General features: G+C 68.0%; 18 protein-coding genes. 12 read left to right on the plus strand and 6 right to left on the minus strand.

All coding sequences use genetic code 11. The annotated features are described in order from the left end of the window. Nucleotides 1-13: 13 nt before the first annotated feature. Nucleotides 14-1,327 (minus strand): tyrosine--tRNA ligase, encoded by a 1,314-nt coding sequence (gene tyrS / locus V6M51_RS13455; RefSeq protein ID WP_332768340.1) that lies wholly within the window; start codon nucleotides 1,325-1,327, stop codon nucleotides 14-16. Between the two features lie 165 nt (nucleotides 1,328-1,492). On the opposite strand from tyrS, the gene V6M51_RS13460 reads away from it, so the two are divergent. Both V6M51_RS13460 and V6M51_RS13465 read left to right on the plus strand, forming a co-directional pair. Then, entirely contained in the window at nucleotides 1,493-2,650 is a 1,158-nt protein-coding gene (locus tag V6M51_RS13460; protein WP_332767941.1) for an anhydro-N-acetylmuramic acid kinase, read from the plus strand. 16 nt (nucleotides 2,651-2,666) lie between these two features. Then, entirely contained in the window at nucleotides 2,667-3,965 is a 1,299-nt protein-coding gene (locus V6M51_RS13465; protein WP_332767942.1) for an amidohydrolase, read from the plus strand. A gap of 148 nt (nucleotides 3,966-4,113) precedes the next feature. Here V6M51_RS13465 and V6M51_RS13470 read toward each other — a convergent pair whose 3' ends face one another. Continuing rightward, nucleotides 4,114-4,764 (minus strand): alpha/beta hydrolase, encoded by a 651-nt coding sequence (locus V6M51_RS13470; RefSeq protein WP_254837041.1) that lies wholly within the window; start codon nucleotides 4,762-4,764, stop codon nucleotides 4,114-4,116. A 167-nt stretch (nucleotides 4,765-4,931) separates the two neighbouring features. Between V6M51_RS13470 and V6M51_RS13475 the strand changes: the two genes are divergently transcribed. Genes V6M51_RS13475 through V6M51_RS13515 form a run of 9 tightly spaced genes read left to right on the plus strand, consistent with a single transcriptional unit; the run spans nucleotide 4,932 to nucleotide 12,164 of the window. Continuing rightward, the gene (locus tag V6M51_RS13475; protein ID WP_332767945.1) at nucleotides 4,932-5,381 is read left to right on the plus strand and encodes an Rrf2 family transcriptional regulator; all 450 of its coding nucleotides are present in this window, start codon (nucleotides 4,932-4,934) and stop codon (nucleotides 5,379-5,381) included. Continuing rightward, the gene (locus tag V6M51_RS13480; protein WP_332767947.1) at nucleotides 5,378-6,502 is read left to right on the plus strand and encodes a cysteine desulfurase family protein; all 1,125 of its coding nucleotides are present in this window, start codon (nucleotides 5,378-5,380) and stop codon (nucleotides 6,500-6,502) included. Before V6M51_RS13475 ends, V6M51_RS13480 begins: the two co-directional genes overlap by 4 nt. A gap of 12 nt (nucleotides 6,503-6,514) precedes the next feature. Continuing rightward, nucleotides 6,515-7,984 (plus strand): Fe-S cluster assembly protein SufB, encoded by a 1,470-nt coding sequence (gene sufB, locus V6M51_RS13485; RefSeq protein ID WP_332767948.1) that lies wholly within the window; start codon nucleotides 6,515-6,517, stop codon nucleotides 7,982-7,984. Then, the gene (locus V6M51_RS13490; protein ID WP_305585029.1) at nucleotides 7,981-8,385 is read left to right on the plus strand and encodes a hypothetical protein; all 405 of its coding nucleotides are present in this window, start codon (nucleotides 7,981-7,983) and stop codon (nucleotides 8,383-8,385) included. The genes sufB and V6M51_RS13490 overlap by 4 nt, the downstream gene beginning before the upstream one ends. Then, the gene (sufC, locus tag V6M51_RS13495) at nucleotides 8,385-9,131 is read left to right on the plus strand and encodes a Fe-S cluster assembly ATPase SufC (protein ID WP_332767952.1); all 747 of its coding nucleotides are present in this window, start codon (nucleotides 8,385-8,387) and stop codon (nucleotides 9,129-9,131) included. Before V6M51_RS13490 ends, sufC begins: the two co-directional genes overlap by 1 nt. After that, nucleotides 9,128-10,162, plus strand: a complete 1,035-nt coding sequence (gene sufD, locus V6M51_RS13500; protein ID WP_332767953.1) for a Fe-S cluster assembly protein SufD — start codon at nucleotides 9,128-9,130, stop codon at nucleotides 10,160-10,162. Before sufC ends, sufD begins: the two co-directional genes overlap by 4 nt. Then, nucleotides 10,159-11,373, plus strand: a complete 1,215-nt coding sequence (locus V6M51_RS13505) for a cysteine desulfurase (protein ID WP_332767954.1) — start codon at nucleotides 10,159-10,161, stop codon at nucleotides 11,371-11,373. The genes sufD and V6M51_RS13505 overlap by 4 nt, the downstream gene beginning before the upstream one ends. An 8-nt stretch (nucleotides 11,374-11,381) precedes the next feature. Beyond that, on the plus strand, nucleotides 11,382-11,744 hold the full coding sequence (locus V6M51_RS13510) for an SUF system Fe-S cluster assembly protein (protein WP_305585036.1): 363 nt from the start codon (nucleotides 11,382-11,384) through the stop codon (nucleotides 11,742-11,744). Between the two features lie 18 nt (nucleotides 11,745-11,762). Next, nucleotides 11,763-12,164 (plus strand): HesB/IscA family protein, encoded by a 402-nt coding sequence (locus tag V6M51_RS13515; protein WP_332767955.1) that lies wholly within the window; start codon nucleotides 11,763-11,765, stop codon nucleotides 12,162-12,164. Here the strand turns inward: V6M51_RS13515 and V6M51_RS13520 are convergent. Beyond that, nucleotides 12,161-12,829, minus strand: a complete 669-nt coding sequence (locus tag V6M51_RS13520; RefSeq protein ID WP_332767957.1) for a glutathione S-transferase — start codon at nucleotides 12,827-12,829, stop codon at nucleotides 12,161-12,163. The two genes, V6M51_RS13515 and V6M51_RS13520, sit on opposite strands and share 4 nt — an antisense overlap. A 118-nt stretch (nucleotides 12,830-12,947) precedes the next feature. Between V6M51_RS13520 and V6M51_RS13525 the strand changes: the two genes are divergently transcribed. After that, nucleotides 12,948-14,132 (plus strand): low temperature requirement protein A, encoded by a 1,185-nt coding sequence (locus V6M51_RS13525; protein ID WP_332767959.1) that lies wholly within the window; start codon nucleotides 12,948-12,950, stop codon nucleotides 14,130-14,132. On the opposite strand, the gene V6M51_RS13530 is transcribed toward V6M51_RS13525, so the two are convergent. From V6M51_RS13530 to V6M51_RS13540, 3 genes are all read right to left on the minus strand, one after another. Further along, nucleotides 14,129-14,932, minus strand: coding sequence for an enoyl-CoA hydratase/isomerase (locus V6M51_RS13530; protein ID WP_332767961.1), 804 nt, complete (start codon nucleotides 14,930-14,932; stop codon nucleotides 14,129-14,131). The two genes, V6M51_RS13525 and V6M51_RS13530, sit on opposite strands and share 4 nt — an antisense overlap. A gap of 72 nt (nucleotides 14,933-15,004) precedes the next feature. Then, entirely contained in the window at nucleotides 15,005-16,060 is a 1,056-nt protein-coding gene (locus V6M51_RS13535; RefSeq protein ID WP_332767963.1) for a GGDEF domain-containing protein, read from the minus strand. 112 nt (nucleotides 16,061-16,172) lie between these two features. Further along, entirely contained in the window at nucleotides 16,173-17,816 is a 1,644-nt protein-coding gene (locus V6M51_RS13540) for a DEAD/DEAH box helicase (RefSeq protein ID WP_332767964.1), read from the minus strand. Nucleotides 17,817-17,818 lie beyond the last annotated feature (2 nt).

Consider the following 17,818-nt stretch of genomic DNA (forward strand, 5'->3'; position numbering starts at 1 on the left):
CGTCTCTCCAGGCCTAGACGGGCTTCACCAGGACGATCTTCTTCTTGCCGGCCGCCAGCTTCACCACGCCGTCTACCAGGTCGGCCGAGGTGATGGCGCGGTTGGCGTCGGTCTCGGCCTTGTCATTGACCCGCAGGCCGCCGCCCTGGGCCAGGCGACGAGCCTCGCCGCGGGAGGCCGCCAGGCCGGCGTCGGCGGCCAGGGCGGCCAGGACGATGCCGGCGTCGAGCTCGGCGGCGGGAACCTCGTGGGTCGGCATGTCGTCCGACACGCTGCCGACCTCGAAGGCCACGCGCGCGGCCTCGGCCGCGGCCTGAGCCGCCTCCGCGCCGTGCAGCAGGGTGGTGGCCGCATTGGCCAGCACCTTCTTGGCCTCGTTGATCTCCGCGCCTTGCATGGCCTCGTAGCGGGCGATCTCATCCACTGGCAGATCGGTGAACAGCTTCATGAAGCGGCCCACGTCGGCGTCCTCGGTGTTTCGCCAGAACTGCCAGTAATCGTAGGGGCTGCGCATGTCGGCGTTGAGCCAGACGGCCCCGCCCACGGTCTTGCCCATCTTCTGGCCCGAGGCCGTGGAGAGCAGGGGGGTGGTCAGGCCGAAGGACGGCTTCTGATCCACGCGGCGGATCAGCTCCACCCCGTTGACGATGTTGCCCCATTGGTCGGAGCCGCCCATCTGCAGCAGGCAGTTGTGCTTCCGTTCCAGCTCCAGGAAGTCCACCGACTGCATCAGCATGTAGTTGAACTCGAGGAAGGTCATCGGCTGTTCGCGATCCAGCCGCGCCTTGACGCTGTCGAACGCCAGCATCCGGTTGATCGTGAAATGGACCCCGTAGTCGCGCAGGAACTCGACGTAGCCGAACTTCGACAGCCATTCGTCGTTGTCGACCATGACCGCGTCGGTTGGGCCGTCGCCGAAGGTCAGGAAGCGCTCGAACGTGCCCTTGATGGTGGCGATGTTGGCCTGGATCTGGTTGTGGGTCAGCAGGGGGCGCTGGCCATCCTTGTCGGTCGGGTCGCCCACCTTGGTGGTGCCGCCGCCCATCAGCACGATGGGCTTGTGGCCGGCCTGCTGCAGGCGCCGCAGCATCATGATCTGGATCAGGTGGCCGACATGCAGGCTGGACGCCGTGGCGTCGAAGCCGATGTAGGCGGTGATCGCCCCCTTGGCCGCGGCCTCGTCCAGCTCCACCGGATGGGTGATCTGATGGATGTAGCCGCGCTCCTGCATCACGCGCAGGAACTGGGACTTGAAGGGCTGGTCGGCGGACATGGGCGATAACTCTGACGAAGACGCAGGGCGCTCTAACACGCGGTCTGCAAGCATTTCGAGGGACATCTGACAGGCTCCTGGTCGGCGGAGGGCCGGAGACCGTCTTTTCTCTTGGGTGAGATGGGCGCCGACCTGGTGAGGTAGGCGCAAGGGATCGAACCGCGCCTGCTTTAGGGCAGGCGGTAATAGCTGGCCAGGTTGGCGGAGCGGTGTTCGATCATGGCCGCTAGCTACCGGCGCGAGGGCGTGGCAGTCAAGCTCTCCATGCGAGTCCTCGGCTTCATGACCGGCACGTCGCTGGACGCCTGCGACATGGCGATCCTGGAGACGGACGGCGAGACGATCGCCGCGTTCGGCCCGGCGGGCGAACGCAAGCTGACCGACGCCGTGCGCGATCTCATCCTGGACGCCACAAGTCAGGCCCTGCAATGGCCGCGCGGCGCCCCAGAGCCGGAGATCTTCAAGGAGACCGCCGCCGCCGTGGCCCGCGAGCACTTCGAGGCCGCCGAGGGGTTCCTGGCCGAACATGGCCTGGCCTGGTCCGACATCGACCTTATCGGCATGCACGGCCAGACGGTGCTGCATGAACGTCCCCAAGGCGGGCGCATCGGGCGCACGGTCCAGCTTGGCGACGCCCAATGGCTGGCCGACGCCGCGGGCGTGCCGGTGGCCTACGACTTCCGCGCCGCCGACGTGGCCGCGGGCGGCGATGGCGCGCCGCTGACCCCGATCTACCACCTGGCGCGGGCCCGGACCGCGGGGCTGAAGCCGCCGCTCGCCATCCTCAATGTGGGCGGGGTGGCCAATGTCACCTTCTGGTCGGAGACCGGCGACATCGCCGCCTTCGATACGGGGCCCGGAAACGGCATGATCGACCTGCTGGTCCAGGGCCGCGGCGCCGGCCGCTACGACGCGGGCGGCAAGTACGCCAGCGTCGGCCAGGTGGACGAGACGGTGTTGCGCGGCCTGCTGGACCATCCCTATTTCAAGGCTCCGCCGCCCAAGTCGCTGGACCGCTACGACTTCCCGCTGCAACCGCTGGACAAGCTGCAGCTGGAGGACGCCGCCGCCACCCTGACGGCCTTCACCGCCGAGGCGGTGAAGTTGGGCTTCGATCTGATGGGCGGCGTGCCGACGGAACTCGTCGTGTGTGGCGGCGGGCGGCACAATCCGCAGCTCATGAAGGCCTTCGCCGAACGGCTGTCGGTTCCAGTGAGCACCGCCGAGGACCATGGATGGCGCGGCGATTCCATCGAGGCCGAGGCTTTCGCCTACCTGGCGGCGCGGACCCTGCGCGGCCTGGCGATCTCATATCCAAAGACCACGGGCGTCACCGCGCCCATGACCGGCGGGCGCGTCGCCCGACCAACGGCATGAATCGGGGAGTTCTTCCATGTCCAAGGGCTATTGGCTGGCCGGTGCGGCCGCGGCGTTCGCGCTGACCACGGGGGCGCAGGCGCAGGACAAGCCCGCGCCCCAGCCATACGACACGGCGGTGTTCGCCGCGGCCAAGGCGCTGCAGCCCAAGGTGATCGCCTGGCGGCGCGACTTCCATGAGCATCCCGAACTGGGCAACAGCGAGGTCCGGACCGCCAAGATCGTCGCCGACCATCTGCGCAAGCTGGGGTTCGAGGTGCGCACCGGCGTCGGCAAGACCGGCGTGGTCGGCATCCTGAAGGGCGGCAAGCCCGGCAAGGTGGTCGCGTTGCGCGCCGACATGGACGCCCTGCCGGTGGCCGAGCAGACCGGACTGGCCTTCGCCTCCAAGGTCACGGCGCAGTACAACGGCCAGACCGTGCCGGTCATGCACGCCTGCGGCCATGACAGCCATGTGGCGATCCTGATGGGCGCGGCCGAAGTCCTGGCCGGCATGAAGGACCAGATCGAGGGCACGGTGGTCTTCGTCTTCCAGCCGGCGGAGGAGGGCCCGCCGGCGGGCGAGGAGGGCGGCGCGACCCTGATGGTCAAGGAAGGGGTTCTGAAGAGCCCCAAGGTGGACGCGATCTTCGGCCTTCACGCCTTCCCCGGCCCGGTTGGGACGATCGTCTGGCGGCCGGGCCCGATGATGGCGGCCTCGGACCGCTTCGAGATCCAGTTGAAGGGGCGACAGGCGCACGGCTCCATGCCGTGGCAGGGGATCGACATGTCCTCCCTGACGGCCGACATCGTCACCGCCTTCAACCAGATCGCCTCGCGCCAGATCAACGTCTCCAAGACGCCCACGGTGCTGACCGTGGCCACTCTGCATGGGGGCCTGCGCTACAACATCATCCCCGAGGACATGGCGATGACCGGAACCCTGCGGACCTTCGATCCGGGGATGCGCACCGACGTGATAGCCCGGGCTGAGAAGGCGGTGAGCTCGATCTCGGAGCGCTACGGCGCCACGGCGAAGTTCATCTGGGGCACGCCCAATCCGGTGACCGACAACAACCGCGCCCTGACGGCCCGGATGAAGCCGACCCTGACGCGCGCCACCGGCGGCAAGGTCGTGGACGACATCGACTACATCATGGGCGCCGAGGATTTCTCCTACTTCCAGAAGGAGGTCCCGGGCTTCTTTTACCACCTGGGCGTCGGCTTCCCGAAGGGCGGCAACCATTCGCCCTTCTTCGACGTGGAGGAGGCGGCCATGGAGATCGGCGTGCGGGCTCAGGCCCTGATGGCGCTGGATTTCCTGAAGGGGAGCTAAGGTGATCTTTTCCCTCCCCTTTATGGGGAGGGCAGACCGCGTAGCGGTCGAGGGTGGGGTAGCCTGAAGCGTCCGCGCGGATTGCCGGAATTCCCCACCCTGGCGGCTGCGCCGCCGTCCCTCCCCATAAAGGGGAGGGAAAAGGAGCCTAGATCGGGTCCGCGGCGATGCGCTTGTCGAGATAGGCGCCGACGCGCTGTTCCACGTCCGGCAGGTTCTCGGCCCAGAAGTGGGTGGCGCCCTCGATGACCTCGTGGTCGATGACGATGCCCTTCTGGGTGCGCAGCTTGGAGACGACGCGCTCGACCTCGACCGGCGGCACCACGGTGTCGGCCCCGCCGTGCAGGATCAGGCCGGAGGCCGGGCAGGGGGCCAGGAAGCTGAAGTCGTACATGTTCGTGGGCGGCGAGACCGAGATGAAGCCGTCGGTCTCCGGACGGCGCATCAAGAGCTGCATGCCCACCCAGGCGCCGAACGAATAGCCGGCCACCCAGCACTGCGAGGCCGCCGGGTTGGTGGATTGAAGCCAATCGAGCGCTGTGGCGGCGTCCGCCAGCTCGCCGATGCCGCTGTCGAACTCGCCCTGGCTGCGGCCCACGCCGCGGAAGTTGAATCGCAGGGTTGAGAAGCCGCGCTTCATGAACAGGTGAAACAGCTGCACAGCCACCGGATGGTTCATCTGGCCGCCGGCCTTGGGGTGCGGGTGCAGGATCAGCGCAATGGGCGCCGTGGGGGTCTTGCCCGCCGAATACCGGCCCTCGATCCGCCCGGCCGCACCGGTCAGAACCACCTCTGGCATGCTCGTCCTCTCGTCATGCGCGCCGCCTAATACTTGACTAACGCGCTGGGTCTTCCTAAGTCGCGACCGTCGGCCCATACCGGCGACAAGTCTCGCTGCAAGGCGGGGCCTGTAACATAGGGGCCGCGCGAAATGCTCGAAAAATCGTGCGGGCCAGCAGGAGCGACATGCGCCTCTCGACCAAGGGACGATATGCGGTGATGGCCATGGCCGACCTTGCGCGTCGCCAGGGCGCGCTGGGCGAGGGCGACCGCGCCGTGGCCCTGTCCGAAATCGCTGCTCGCCAGCAGATCTCGCTCTCCTATCTGGAACAACTTTTCGCCCGCCTGCGCCGACGCGGCCTGGTGCGCAGCCTGCGGGGTCCCGGCGGCGGCTACCGGCTGGCGCGCACGGCCGAGGACACCAATATCGCCGATATCGTGCTGGCCGTGGACGAACCCCTGCGCGCCACCCGCTGCAACGCGCAGGGCAAGGGCTGCATGCTGAAGGGCGAACGTTGCCTCACCCACGACCTCTGGGAGGAAATGGGCCGCCAGCTCGAGGCCTACCTGGCCTCGGTCTCCCTGGCCGACGTGGTCACGGGACGTCTGGGAACGTCCCAGCCGGAGGCCGCATGACCAGGGTCTATCTGGACTACAACGCCACCGCCCCTCTGCGCCCGGAAGCGCTGGAGGCCGTGACCCGCGCCTACGCCCTGGGCGGCAACCCGTCCTCGATCCATGCGGCCGGCCGCGCGGCCCGCGCCCTGGTGGAGCAGGCTCGCACCGAGATCGCCGCCCTGATCGGCGGACCCGCCTCGACCGTGGTCTTCACCTCCGGCGGCACCGAGGCCAATGCTCTGGCCGTCGATAGCGCCGTGGCCACCGGCTCGAAGCGCCTGATCGTCAGCGCCATCGAACACGACAGCGTGCTGGAGACCGCCAAGGCCAGCGGCGCGGCGGTCGAGATCCTGCCCGTCGGCCCCGACGGCCTGGCCGACCTGGCGTGGCTCGCCGAGCGGCTGTCGCGCTGGGACGCCGCCGACGGCCGACCTTTCGTGGCCCTGATGCTGGCCAATAACGAGACCGGAGTGATCCAGCCGGTCCGCGAGGCCTCCGAGATCGTCCGCGCCGCCGAGGGCTGGTTGCATGTCGACGCCATCCAGGCGGCCGGCAAGATCCCCACCGACAGCCGCGTCCTGGGCGCCGACACCCTCTCGACCTCGGCCCACAAGCTGGGCGGGCCGCAAGGCGTGGGCGCCCTGACCTTCGGCCCACGCGCCACCCTGGTGCGCCGCCAGCACGGCGGCGGGCAGGAGCGAGGACGCCGGGCTGGCACCGAGAACGTGCCCGGCATAGCGGGCTTCGGCGCCGCGGCCATGGCCGCCCTGCGCGATGTGAACGACCAGGCCCCAATGCGCGACGCCGCGGCTGAGCGGCTGAAGGCCCTGGGCGCGGTGGTGATCGCCGAAGCCTCGCCGCGCCTGCCCAACACCCTCTGCGTCGCCACCCCGGGCCACACCTCGGACCTGCAGGTGATGAAGCTCGACCTGGCCGGCTTCATGGTCAGCGCCGGCTCGGCCTGTTCGTCGGGCAAGGTGAAGGCCAGCCATGTGCTGTCGGCCATGGGTCTGGGCGAACTGGCCGAGTGCGCCATCCGCGTCTCGGGCGGCTGGGGCACGACTGAAAGCGATTGGGCGGCCTTCGTGGACGCCTGGAGTGAAATCCGTCACGCCGCGCGTCGCGCGCCGGCGGCGTGAGGAGGTAAGCGTATGGCCGCCGTCAAACAGACCGTCGAACACGTCGAAAGCCTCGAGAAGTATAAGCACGGCTTCGTCACCGACATTGAGCAGGACTTCGCCCCGAAGGGCCTGTCCCCCGACATCGTGCGCTTCATCTCGGCCAAGAAGGACGAGCCCCAGTGGATGCTCGACTGGCGCCTGGACGCCTATGAGCGCTGGCTGGCCATGGACGAGCCGCAGTGGGCCAAGGTCGCCTTCCCGCGGATCGACTACCAGGACAGCTACTACTACGCCGCGCCCAAGGAGAAGACGGGTCCCAAGAGCCTCGACGAGGTCGACCCTGACATCCTGGCCACCTACGCCAAGCTGGGCATCCCGCTGCGCGAGCAGGAGGTGCTGGCGGGCGTCGTGGGCGCGCCGAAATACGCCGTCGACGCGGTGTTCGACAGTGTCTCCGTGGTCACCACCTTCAAGAAGGAACTGGCCCAGGTCGGGGTGATCTTCTGTTCCATGAGCGAGGCGATCCGCGAGCATCCCGAGCTGGTAAAGCAGTACCTGGGCTCGGTGGTGCCGGTTTCGGACAACTACTATGCCTGCCTGAACGCCGCGGTCTTCTCCGACGGCAGCTTCGTCTATGTGCCCCCGGGCGTGCGCTGCCCGATGGAGCTCTCCACCTATTTCCGCATCAATGCCGAGAACAGCGGCCAGTTCGAACGCACCTTGATCATCGCCGACAAGGGCTCCTACGTCTCGTACCTGGAGGGCTGCACCGCCCCCATGCGCGACGAGAACCAGCTCCACGCCGCGGTGGTCGAGCTGATCGCCCTGGACGACGCCGAGATCAAATATTCCACGGTCCAGAACTGGTATCCGGGTGATCCGGAGACCGGGAAGGGCGGCATCTACAACTTCGTCACCAAGCGCGCCGACTGCCGCGGCGACCGCTCCAAGGTCTCCTGGACCCAGGTCGAGACCGGCTCGGCCATCACCTGGAAGTACCCGTCCTGCATCCTGCGCGGGAAGGACAGCGTCGGCGAGTTCTATTCCATCGCCATCACCAACGGCCGCCAGCAGGCCGACACCGGGACCAAGATGATCCACCTGGGGGAAGGGACCCGTTCGCGGATCATCTCCAAGGGCATCTCGGCGGGCCGGTCTTCCAACACCTATCGGGGCCTGGTCTCGGCCCACCCCAAGGCCAAGGGCGCGCGCAACTTCACCCAGTGCGACTCCCTGCTGATCGGCAAGGAATGCGCCGCCCACACCGTGCCCTATGTCGAGGCGCGCAACGGCCAGTGCGTCTTCGAACACGAGGCCACCACCACCAAGCTCTCCGAAGACCAGCTGTTCTACGCCATGCAGCGCGGGCTCTCCCAGGAGGAGGCCGTTCAGTTGCTGGTCAACGGCTTCGTCAAGGAAGTGCTTCAGGAGCTGCCCATGGAGTTCGCCGTGGAAGCCCAGAAGCTCGTCGCCATTTCCCTTGAAGGGTCCGTCGGATGACCCTCGCAACCCTTGAGAACCTCAGCATGTCCTTCCGCCGCGCCTTCGAAGCCGAACACGCCCGCCGCGACGCCGCCCGTCACGAGCGTGAGGAGGCCGAACGCCGGCAGCAGGAAGAGGACCTGGCCCGCGCCGAGCAGCTGCACGACGCCCTGGCCGCCGACATCGGCTTCCTGCGCGAGAAGGGCCTGACCCTGGACCGCCGCCGCTACACGGTGAGCCTCAACCACGAGGACTATCTGATCGACGCCTATTTCGAGGCCGGGACCGCCATGGTGCGCTCGGCCGACAAGCGGTCAGCCTCCACCTCCACCGCCGCTCCGCGCAAGCAGCAGATGGTTCAGACGATCGAGGAGGCCCTCGACGTGATGGCCCAGTACCTGGCCGACGAGACCGTCTGATGCTGAAAATCGAGAACCTCCACGCCAGCGTCGACGACAAGCCGATCCTGAAAGGCGTCAGCCTCGACGTTCCGGCCGGCGAAGTGCACGCCATCATGGGACCGAACGGGGCCGGCAAGTCGACCCTGTCCTACGTCCTGACCGGCCGCGAGGGCTATGAGGTCACCCAGGGGACCGCCACCCTGGACGGCGAGGACCTGTTGGCGCTGGACCCCAGCGAGCGGGCCGCGCGCGGCGTCTTCCTGTCCTTCCAGTATCCGCTGGAGATCCCCGGCGTGCCGGCCCTGACCTTCATCCGCACGGCCATGAACGCCCAGCGCAAGGCCCGCGGCGAGCCCGAGGTCGCAGCGCCGGAGTTCCTGAAGCTGGCGCGGACCACCGCCGCCTCGCTGAAGATCGACTTCGAGATGCTGAAGCGCGCGCTCAATGTCGGCTTCTCCGGTGGTGAGAAGAAGCGGATGGAAATCTTTCAAATGGCGATGCTTTCGCCGCGCTTCCTCATTCTCGACGAGACCGATTCCGGCCTCGATATCGACGCCCTGAAGATCGTCGCCGACGGGGTGAACGCCATGCGTTCACCCGATCGCGCCATGCTGGTGATCACCCACTATCAGCGCCTACTGGATTACATCAAACCCGATCGCGTCCACGTCCTGGCCGGCGGCCGGATCGCCGCCTCCGGCGGTCCCAACCTCGCCCATGAACTGGAGCGCGAGGGCTACGACAAGTATGCGAGGGCCGCGTGAGCCTGGCGACCGCCCTTACGACCCGTGACGTCGCCCAGCTTCCGTCCAAGCGCGACGAGGACTGGAAGTGGACCGACCTGCGCGGCCTGCTGCGGGTCCTGCCCGAGCCGTCGCCAGCCTTCGAGGGCGAGGCCCCGGCCGGGCCGTTCGCGGCGCTCGCCAACCTGCCGATCCATGTGGTCAACGCCAGCGACCCGGTGGTCATCCGCAGCTCCTCGGCCCAACCCTATGTGGTGGCTCTGCATTTCGCCGCGCTCGGCGGCGGCTCGCACGCGGCCAGCGCCAGGATCGAGGTCGCCGACGGCGCGCATCTGGTTCTGCTCGAGAGCTATGAGGGCGACGGCGCCGACTATGTCGCCAACCATGATCTGACCATCACGGTGGGCGCCAATTCGCGCCTGGAACGCATTGTCCTGGCCGCCGACGGCGCCGAGGGCGTCAGCGTCTCCCAGGCCGAGGTGGCGCTGGGCGCCGGCGCAAGCTTCGTCCAGACCGTGCTCACCGACGGCGCGCGTCGCCAGCGGATCGAGACCCGGGTGAACCATCCGGGCGCCGGCGCCAGCCTGCGCCTCGACAGCACCTATCTGCTGGCCGACAAGCGCCATGCGGACCTGACCACAGTGGTCGAGCACCAGGGCGTCGACGGAACCACCGTCCAGCTCACCAAGGGCGTGGTCCGCGACCAGTCGCGCGGCGTGTTCCAGGGGCGGATCCGGGTGGCGCCGGGCGCCGACCGCACCGACGCGCGGATGGCCCACAATGCGCTGATCCTGTCGGACAAGGCCGAAGTCGACGCCAAGCCGGAGCTGCTGATCTTCGCCGACGATGTGCAGTGCGCCCACGGCAACACCATCGGGGCCTTGGACGAGCAGGCCCTGTTCTACGCCATGCAGCGCGGCATGCCGCGGGAGACCGCGCGGGCCATGCTGATCGAGGCCTTCGTCGGTGAGGTGGTCGAGCGGATCGAGCACGAGGGCGCCCGCGAGGTCGCCCACGCCTGGGCCGCCGACAGGCTGAAGGTGGCGCCATGACCTTCGACGTCGAACAGGTTCGCCGCGAGTTCCCGATCCTGACCCGCCAGGTCAACGGCAGGCCGCTGGTCTATCTGGACAACGCAGCCTCCGCCCAGAAGCCCCGAGCGGTGATCTCGGCCATGAGCCGGGCGATGGAAGGCTCCTATTCTAACGTGCACCGTGGCCTGCACACCCTGGCCAACGAGACCACCGACGCTTACGAGGCCGCTCGAAAGTCCGTGGCGAGCTTCATCAACGCCGAGCTGGGCGAGGTGGTCTTCACCAAGGGCGGCACCGAGGCGATCAATCTGGTGGCCTCGAGCCTGGGCGCGACGCTCAAGGCCGGCGACGAGATCCTGCTCAGCGAGATGGAGCACCACGCCAATATCGTGCCGTGGCATTTCCTGCGCGAACGCCAGGGGGTGGTGTTGAAGTTCATCCCCGTCCTGGATGACGGTCGCCTGGACCTGGAGGCCCTGCCAGGGCTGCTCAATAAGAAGACCAAGATCGTGGCGCTCACCCACATGTCCAATGTGCTGGGAACCATCAATCCGGTGGCCGAGGTGATCGCCCAGGCCCACGCGGCCGGCGCCAAGGTGCTGCTGGACGGCTGCCAGGCCATCGTCCACCAGGTGGTGGACGTGAAGGCCCTAGATGTCGATTTCTATGTTTTCTCCGGCCACAAACTGTATGGCCCCACCGGCATCGGCATCCTCTACGGCAAGGCCGCCGAACTCGCCGCCCTGCGCCCCTATCAAGGCGGCGGCGAGATGATCGGCGAGGTCAGCCTCGACAGGATCACCTACGCCGAGCCACCGCACCGCTTCGAAGCCGGCACGCCGCCGATCCTGGAAGCCATCGGCCTGGGGGCGGCCATCGAGTGGCTGAACGGCCTGGACCGCGAGGCCATCGCCGCCCATGAGGCCAGGCTCTACAACCGGGTTCGCGAACGCCTGAACGGCGCAAATTGGCTGAATGTGATCGGCGAGGCGCCGGGCAAGGGCGCGATCCTGTCCTTCACCGTCGAGGGCGCCCACGCCCACGACGTGGCCCAGATCCTCGACCGCTATGGCGTCGCCGTCCGCGCCGGAACCCATTGCGCCGAGCCCCTGATGAAACGCTTCGGGATCACCTCCTCGGCGCGCGCCTCCTTCGCCCTATATAATACGGAAGGGGAGGCCGACGCTTTCGTCGACGCCCTCAACCGCACCCAGGCCTTTTTTGCTTGAGCATGATCATGGATGACGCCGCCGCCATCGAGCCGACCTCGACGACGCCCTTGAGCCAGGGCGAACTCGACGCGCTCACCGATCAGCTCATCGAGAAGCTGAAAACGGTGTTCGACCCCGAGATCCCGGTCGACATCTACGAGCTGGGCCTGATCTACAAGGTCGACGTTTCCGACGAGAAGAACGTCGCCATCGACATGACGCTCACCGCCCCGGGCTGCCCGGTGGCCGGCGAGATGCCCGGCTGGGTCGAGGACGCGGTCAGGGAAATTCCCGGCATCGGCCAGGTGAAGGTCGACCTGGTGTTCGACCCGCCCTGGGACCCCTCGCGGATGTCCGACGAGGCGAAACTTCAATTGAACATGTTCTGACCCCATATAGGCCTGGACATGACCGACCTGAACCTCACCGCCGCGCCTCGCGCCCGCCGCCCCCGGCCCAAGGTGGTCACCCTGACCGACGCCGCCGCCGCGCGCGTGCAGGAGATCATGGGCAAGGCCGAGAAGCCCTATGCGGGTCTACGGGTGGGCGTGAAGAACGGCGGCTGTGCGGGTTCCGAGTACATCATCGAATATGCCGAGGCCGCCGGGCCGCTCGACGAGGTGGTCGAGGACAAGGGCGTCACCATCCTGATCGAGCCCAAGGCGATCCTGTTCCTGATCGGCACCGTGATCGACTACGAGGCCACCAAGCTCTCGGCCAAGTTCGTGTTCAAGAACCCCAACGAGACCGACGCCTGCGGTTGCGGCGAGAGCGTCACCATCCAGCCGGCCGCCGAGCCCGAGGCCTAGTCTGCGTAGGCGTAGGGCCCGCCCTTCTCCAGAGCGCGGCGATAGGCGGGGCGGGCGTGGATCTTCTCCAGGAAGGCTTTTAGGCGCGGCCGGCCATTGAGCGCGTCCCCGCGGTTGGCAGCGGCCTCCACCGGAAAACTCATCATCACGTCGGCGGCGCTGAACTCATTGCCCGCGAACCACTCGGACTTGCCGAGTTCGCCCTCCCAATAGTCGAAATGCAGCTTGAGGCTGGGATCGACGAAACCGGCCTGGGCGCGAGCGGCTATGCTCTTCACCAGCGGGCGCAGGAAGGCCGGCGCATTGGCCGGCAGGCGGCTGAACACCAGCTTCATCAGCAGCGGCGGCATGGCCGAGCCCTCGGCATAGTGCAGCCAGTAGGTCCAGCGCGAGCGTTCGGCCGTCCCAGCCGGCGGGACCAGCAGGCCGTTTCCGTAGCGCTCGACAATCCAATCGACGATGGCCCCGGTCTCGGCCAGCACCACATCGCCGTCGACGATCACCGGCGACTTTCCGAGCGGATGGATGGCGCGCAGCTCCGGAGGCGCCAGCATGGTCTTGGTGTCGCGCTGGTGGTGCTGGATCTCGTAGGGCACGCCCAGTTCCTCCAGCAGCCATAGGACGCGCTGCGACCGGGAATTGTTCAGGTGGTGGACGACGAGCATGGGATTCCCAAGTTGGTGAGGAGGTTATTTCTTACAATGTAAGGCGACGATTGCAAAGGCGTGGCGCGGGGTTGTCGAGCTAGCCTAGACTTGGCGCACAGGGACAAAGGGGGCAATCATGTTCGGGTCAAGGGCCGACCTTCAGCGAGTCCGACGGCCGAACGAGCATCACCGCGTCACCTTCATCGAGCTGTTCTTCGACCTGGTCTTCGTGTTCGGGATCACCCAGCTCTCTCACGCGCTGGCGGCGCATCTGAGCCTGGTCGGCGCGCTGGAGACCGGCCTGATGTTCCTCGCCGTCTGGTGGGCGTGGATCTACACCTGCTGGTTCACCAACTGGCTCGACCCCGGCCGCACGCCGGTGCGCGTGCTGATGTTGGCGCTGATGCTGGCGGGCCTGGTGCTCTCGATCTCGGTGCCGCGCGCCTTCGAGGACTACGGCCTGAAGTTCGCCGTCGCCTATGTCTGCATGCAGGCAGGCCGCTCGCTGTTCATGCTGTGGGCGCTGCGGCGTCACAATCCCGGGAACTACCGGAACTTCCAGCGGGTCGTCAGCTGGCAGATCCTGACCGCGGTCCTGTGGGTCGCCGGCGGGCTCAGCCATGATGGCTTCCGCCTGGTCTTCTGGGGGATGGCGATCCTGACCGACATGGCCGTGGTCATGATCGGGTTCTGGACCCCATGGCTCGGCCGGTCGACCACGGCGGACTGGAACGTCGAAGGCGCGCACATGGCCGAGCGCTGCGCCCTGTTCGTCATCATCGCGCTCGGCGAGTCCATCCTGGTGACCGGAAAGACGGTGGCCGAACTTCAGGCCACGCCAGGCGTGATGATCGCCTTCGCGGCCGCCTTCCTGGGCAGCGTGTCCATGTGGTGGATCTATTTCGACACCGCGGCGGAACGAGCCAGCCGCAGCTTCGTCACGACAACCGATTCAGGCCGCATGGCCGTGTCGGCCTACACCTATGTCCACTTGCCGCTGGTGGCCGGGATCGTCGTCACCGCGGTGGGCGACGAGCTCGCCCTGGCCCATCCCGATGGGCGGACGGAGGCCAAGGTGGCGGCGGTGTTGCTGGCCGGGCCGGCGCTCTACCTGTTCGGCGACCTGCTGTTCCGGCGAGCGACCGCCGCGCCGTTCCCGCGCTCGCATATCGGCGGGCTGGCGGCGCTCGCCGTCCTGGCGCCGGTCAGCCTGACCCTGAGTCCGGCCCTCCTGAGCGCGGCGGTGGCGCTGGTCCTGGCGGGCGTCGCCGCCTCGGAGGCGATCTGGCTGCGCAGGGCCCGCGCGCGGGCGACCGCCTAACGGCCCTTGAACTCGGCGGGGCGCTTCTGCAGGAAGGCCAGGACGCCCTCGCGGCTGTCCTCGGTGCGTCCGGCGAACTTCTGGGCGGTCCGCTCGGCGTGGAGCTGGGCGGCCCATTCCTCGTCGAGGCTCTCCCAGATCAGCTTGCGGATGGCGCCCAGCGACTTGGGGCCGGTGGCCAGCGCCTTGGCCAGCTCCATGGCCGTGGACATCAGCTGGTCGTCGGGGACGCAGCGGTTGATCAGGCCCCAGTCCAGGGCGGTCTTGGCCGGGACGCGGTCGCCCAGCAGGGTCATCTCCATGGCGCGCGCCTTGCCGATCAGACGGGGCAGGAGGTAGGTCGAGCCGCCGTCCGGCACCAGGCCGATGCGGCGGAAGGCCTGCATGAAATAGGCGCTCTCGCCGGCCACGATGAGGTCGCCCATCAGGGCCAGGGAACAGCCGACCCCGGCCGCCACCCCGTTCACCGCCGTGACGATGGGGACCGGGAAGTCGCGGATCGAGCTCATGAAGGGGTTGTAGACGCTCTCCAGCGCCGAGCCGGCGTCGGGGCCTTCCGGATCGGGCGTCTCGCCACCGATGCCGCCGCCGCGTCCTGAAAGGTTGGCGCCGGAGCAGAAGCCGCGGCCCTCTCCGGTCAGGACCACGCAGCGCACCGAGGCGTCGGCCGCCATCGCCTTGAAGGCGTCGCCCAACTCGGCCATCAGATCGAGGCCGGCGGCGTTCAGGGTGGCCGGGTCGGTGAGGGTGACGACGCCGATGCCGTCATCGACCGATGTCTTGAGCTTGGAATGGGCCACAGCGTCCTCCGAATGCGATGTCGGCGCATTCTAAGCGGCCATACCCTGACGTCAGGCTAGCGGAAATCCGAGCTAGGCGGCGTCGGCGACGATCTCGGCGTTGGTCACTAGGTTCCGGCCCGACCGCTTGGAGGCGTAGAGGGCGGTGTCCGAGCGCTCCATCAGGCTGTGGGCGCTCTCGCCGCGGCGCAATTGGGCGACACCGGCCGAGACGGTCACGGCGCCCAGATCGTCATTGGTCGAGCGGCGCTTCAGGATGCGCGACGACACCTCGTCGCGGATCTCCTCCAACACCAGGGCGGCCACATCGGCGGTCTCGCGCGGGAAGATCAGGGCGAATTCCTCCCCGCCGTAGCGGGCGGCGAAGCGCGGCGGGGCGCCGACGCGGCCGATGACGCTGGCGACGTAGCGGATCACCTGGTCGCCGGTCTGGTGGCCCCAGGTATCGTTGAAGTTCTTGAAGTGGTCGATGTCGATGACCGCCAGGGTCACGGTCTGGCCATCGGCGTCGGCCTCGGCGCAGGCGCGTTCCAGCTCCTCGTCGAAGGCCTTGCGGTTGGCGAGCTGGGTCAGGCCGTCAGTGGTGGCGTCGCGACGGACCTGCTCAAGGTGCTCGCGCAGTCGGGCGACCTCGGTGGTCGACTCGGCCAGGCGCTTTTCCAGCGACTTGTTCTCGCGCTGCACGCGCTTGGTCGCCAAGGCCAGGGTGTCGACCATGGCCTTGAGTTCTTGCGGTTCGCGATCGGCGGCGAGCGAGGTCGATGCGCTGGCCAGGGTCTGACCGTAAGCCTCGCTCGACTTTTGGGCGCTCTCGATGGCGCGGCTGACCGAGATCAGCTCCTTGCTGAGCGCGTCGCCGGCGTCGCGAATCTGTTCGGTGAGCTTGGCCTTGGGCAGGTAGGCGGCGGCCAGTTCGTCGGCCAGATTGTCGGTAAAGGCCTCGCCGACCGAGATCAGGCGGGTGATCTCGCGGCCAAGCTCGCTGTCGGGCTCGGCCACGAAGTAGGTCCAGAGCTCGAAATTGACCGGGGTCGGCCAGACCTGATGGGCCTCCATCGCTTCCAGAACTTCGCGCGCCAGGGCGTAGGCTCCCGGTCCCCGTAGCTTGGTGTCGATATTGGCGGACATTCTTCCCGTTCCCCGACTCTGGAGATCGGCGTTTTGCCAGATTCCCCAAACTGGAACGAGACTTTAGACCCGAGAGCCGAATGAGGCGTTAAGGCTGAGCTGTCGCGCCGAACTATTCGTCGGCGGGCGGAAGGCGAGGCGGCGCGCGCATCAGGAAGGCCGGCGTGTCGGAGCCGAAGCCTACGACGCCGCGTTCCTCCTGGTCGTCGCGACGGGGGCGATCCTCGCGACGCGGACGCTCTTCGCGCTCGTTGCGGCGAGGCCGCTCCGGGCGTTCGGCGCGGGCCGGGCGCTCGGCGCGTTCTGGACGTTCCTCGCGCACAGGCCGCTCCTCGCGCGGCGCCGGGGCGGCGGCGGCCTCGGGCGGCGGAGCCTCAACCCGCGGCTTGCGCGCGCGGCCGCGGGGCGCCGGGGCCTGAGTCTCCTCGGTGGCCGGGGCGACCATCGGGGCGGTGATCGGCTCCATGGACGCCGTCTGACCGTGCGGGGCGTGAGGGCGGCTGCGTTGTTCGCCGCGGGGCGCGCGATCACGCGAACCGCTACGTTCACGACCGCCGCCGCCGCGTTCGCGACCGCCACGGCCTTCTGTGCGGCGCTCGTCCTTGATGGCGGCGAAGTCGACGCCTTCCAGCACGACTTCCTCGGGATCCTTGCCGATCAGCTTGAGAACCTTGGCGATGTTCTGCGAGTCGGCCGGGGTGACGATCATGTAGGCCTTGCCGCTGCGGCCGGCCCGGCCGGTGCGGCCGATCCGGTGCACATAGTCGTCGGCGTGGTGCGGGACGTCATAGTTGAACACGTGGCTGACGTCGGGAACGTCCAGGCCGCGGGCGGCGACGTCCGAGGCGCAGAGCAGCTTCAACTCACCCTTGCGGAAGGCCTCCAGGGTGCGCATCCGGGTGGCCTGGTCCAGGTCGCCGTGGATGGGGGCCGCGTCCAGACCGTGGGCCTTCAGCGACTTGGCGACGATGTCGACCTCGGACTTGCGATTGCAGAAGACGATGCCGTTGCGCACGTCGTCCGCGCCGATCAGCATCCGCAGGGCGGTGCGCTTGGCCTTCGGGTCGGAGGTCGGGATCCGCACGACATATTGGGAGATGGTCTCCGCCGTGGTCGCCGGCCGCGTGGCCTCGATCCGCACGGGATCATTCAGGAACTGCTTGGTGAGCCGGGTGATCTCGGGCGGCATGGTGGCCGAGAAGAACAGGGTCTGCTTCTTGGCCGGGGTCAGCTTGAAGATGCGCTCGATGTCGGGGATGAACCCCATGTCCAGCATGCGGTCGGCCTCGTCGACCACCATGATCTGCACGCCGGTCATCAGCAGCTTGCCGCGCTCGAAGTGGTCGAGCAGGCGGCCGGGGGTGGCGATCAGCACGTCGACCCCGCGGTCGAGCTTCAGCTCCTGGTCGCCGAAGGACACGCCGCCGATCAACAGGGCCCAGGAGAGCTTCTGCTTCTGGCCCTTGGCGTACTTCTCGAAGGAGGCTGAGACCTGGTCGGCCAGTTCGCGGGTCGGGGCGATGACCAGGGCGCGCGGCATGCGCGCCTTCGAACGCCCGGCGGCCAGGCGGTCGATCATCGGCAGGGTGAAGGCGGCCGTCTTGCCGGTGCCCGTCTGGGCGATGCCCAGCACGTCGCGACCCTGCAGGGCGACGGGGATGGCCTCGGCCTGGATCGGTGTTGCGGTGGTGTAGCCGGTGTCGGCCACGGCCTTCAAAGTCGCGGGCGATAGGCCCAGTTCGGAAAATTCAGTCATTC

Source organism: Phenylobacterium sp. (genome assembly GCF_036677185.1).
Classification (GTDB): Bacteria; Pseudomonadota; Alphaproteobacteria; order Caulobacterales; family Caulobacteraceae; genus Phenylobacterium.

Coding starts and splice junctions, on each gene's coding strand:
- V6M51_RS13475 (WP_332767945.1), top strand. CDS start 4,932: ATGCGCCTCTCGACCAAGGGACGATATGCGGTGATGGCCATGGCCGAC.
- tyrS (WP_332768340.1), bottom strand. CDS start 1,327: ATGCTTGCAGACCGCGTGTTAGAGCGCCCTGCGTCTTCGTCAGAGTTA.
- sufC (WP_332767952.1), top strand. CDS start 8,385: ATGCTGAAAATCGAGAACCTCCACGCCAGCGTCGACGACAAGCCGATC.
- V6M51_RS13535 (WP_332767963.1), bottom strand. CDS start 16,060: ATGTCCGCCAATATCGACACCAAGCTACGGGGACCGGGAGCCTACGCC.
- V6M51_RS13490 (WP_305585029.1), top strand. CDS start 7,981: ATGACCCTCGCAACCCTTGAGAACCTCAGCATGTCCTTCCGCCGCGCC.
- V6M51_RS13460 (WP_332767941.1), top strand. CDS start 1,493: ATGGCCGCTAGCTACCGGCGCGAGGGCGTGGCAGTCAAGCTCTCCATG.
- V6M51_RS13480 (WP_332767947.1), top strand. CDS start 5,378: ATGACCAGGGTCTATCTGGACTACAACGCCACCGCCCCTCTGCGCCCG.
- V6M51_RS13465 (WP_332767942.1), top strand. CDS start 2,667: ATGTCCAAGGGCTATTGGCTGGCCGGTGCGGCCGCGGCGTTCGCGCTG.
- V6M51_RS13505 (WP_332767954.1), top strand. CDS start 10,159: ATGACCTTCGACGTCGAACAGGTTCGCCGCGAGTTCCCGATCCTGACC.
- V6M51_RS13515 (WP_332767955.1), top strand. CDS start 11,763: ATGACCGACCTGAACCTCACCGCCGCGCCTCGCGCCCGCCGCCCCCGG.
- sufB (WP_332767948.1), top strand. CDS start 6,515: ATGGCCGCCGTCAAACAGACCGTCGAACACGTCGAAAGCCTCGAGAAG.
- V6M51_RS13470 (WP_254837041.1), bottom strand. CDS start 4,764: ATGCCAGAGGTGGTTCTGACCGGTGCGGCCGGGCGGATCGAGGGCCGG.
- V6M51_RS13510 (WP_305585036.1), top strand. CDS start 11,382: ATGGATGACGCCGCCGCCATCGAGCCGACCTCGACGACGCCCTTGAGC.
- V6M51_RS13520 (WP_332767957.1), bottom strand. CDS start 12,829: ATGCTCGTCGTCCACCACCTGAACAATTCCCGGTCGCAGCGCGTCCTA.
- V6M51_RS13540 (WP_332767964.1), bottom strand. CDS start 17,816: ATGACTGAATTTTCCGAACTGGGCCTATCGCCCGCGACTTTGAAGGCC.
- V6M51_RS13525 (WP_332767959.1), top strand. CDS start 12,948: ATGTTCGGGTCAAGGGCCGACCTTCAGCGAGTCCGACGGCCGAACGAG.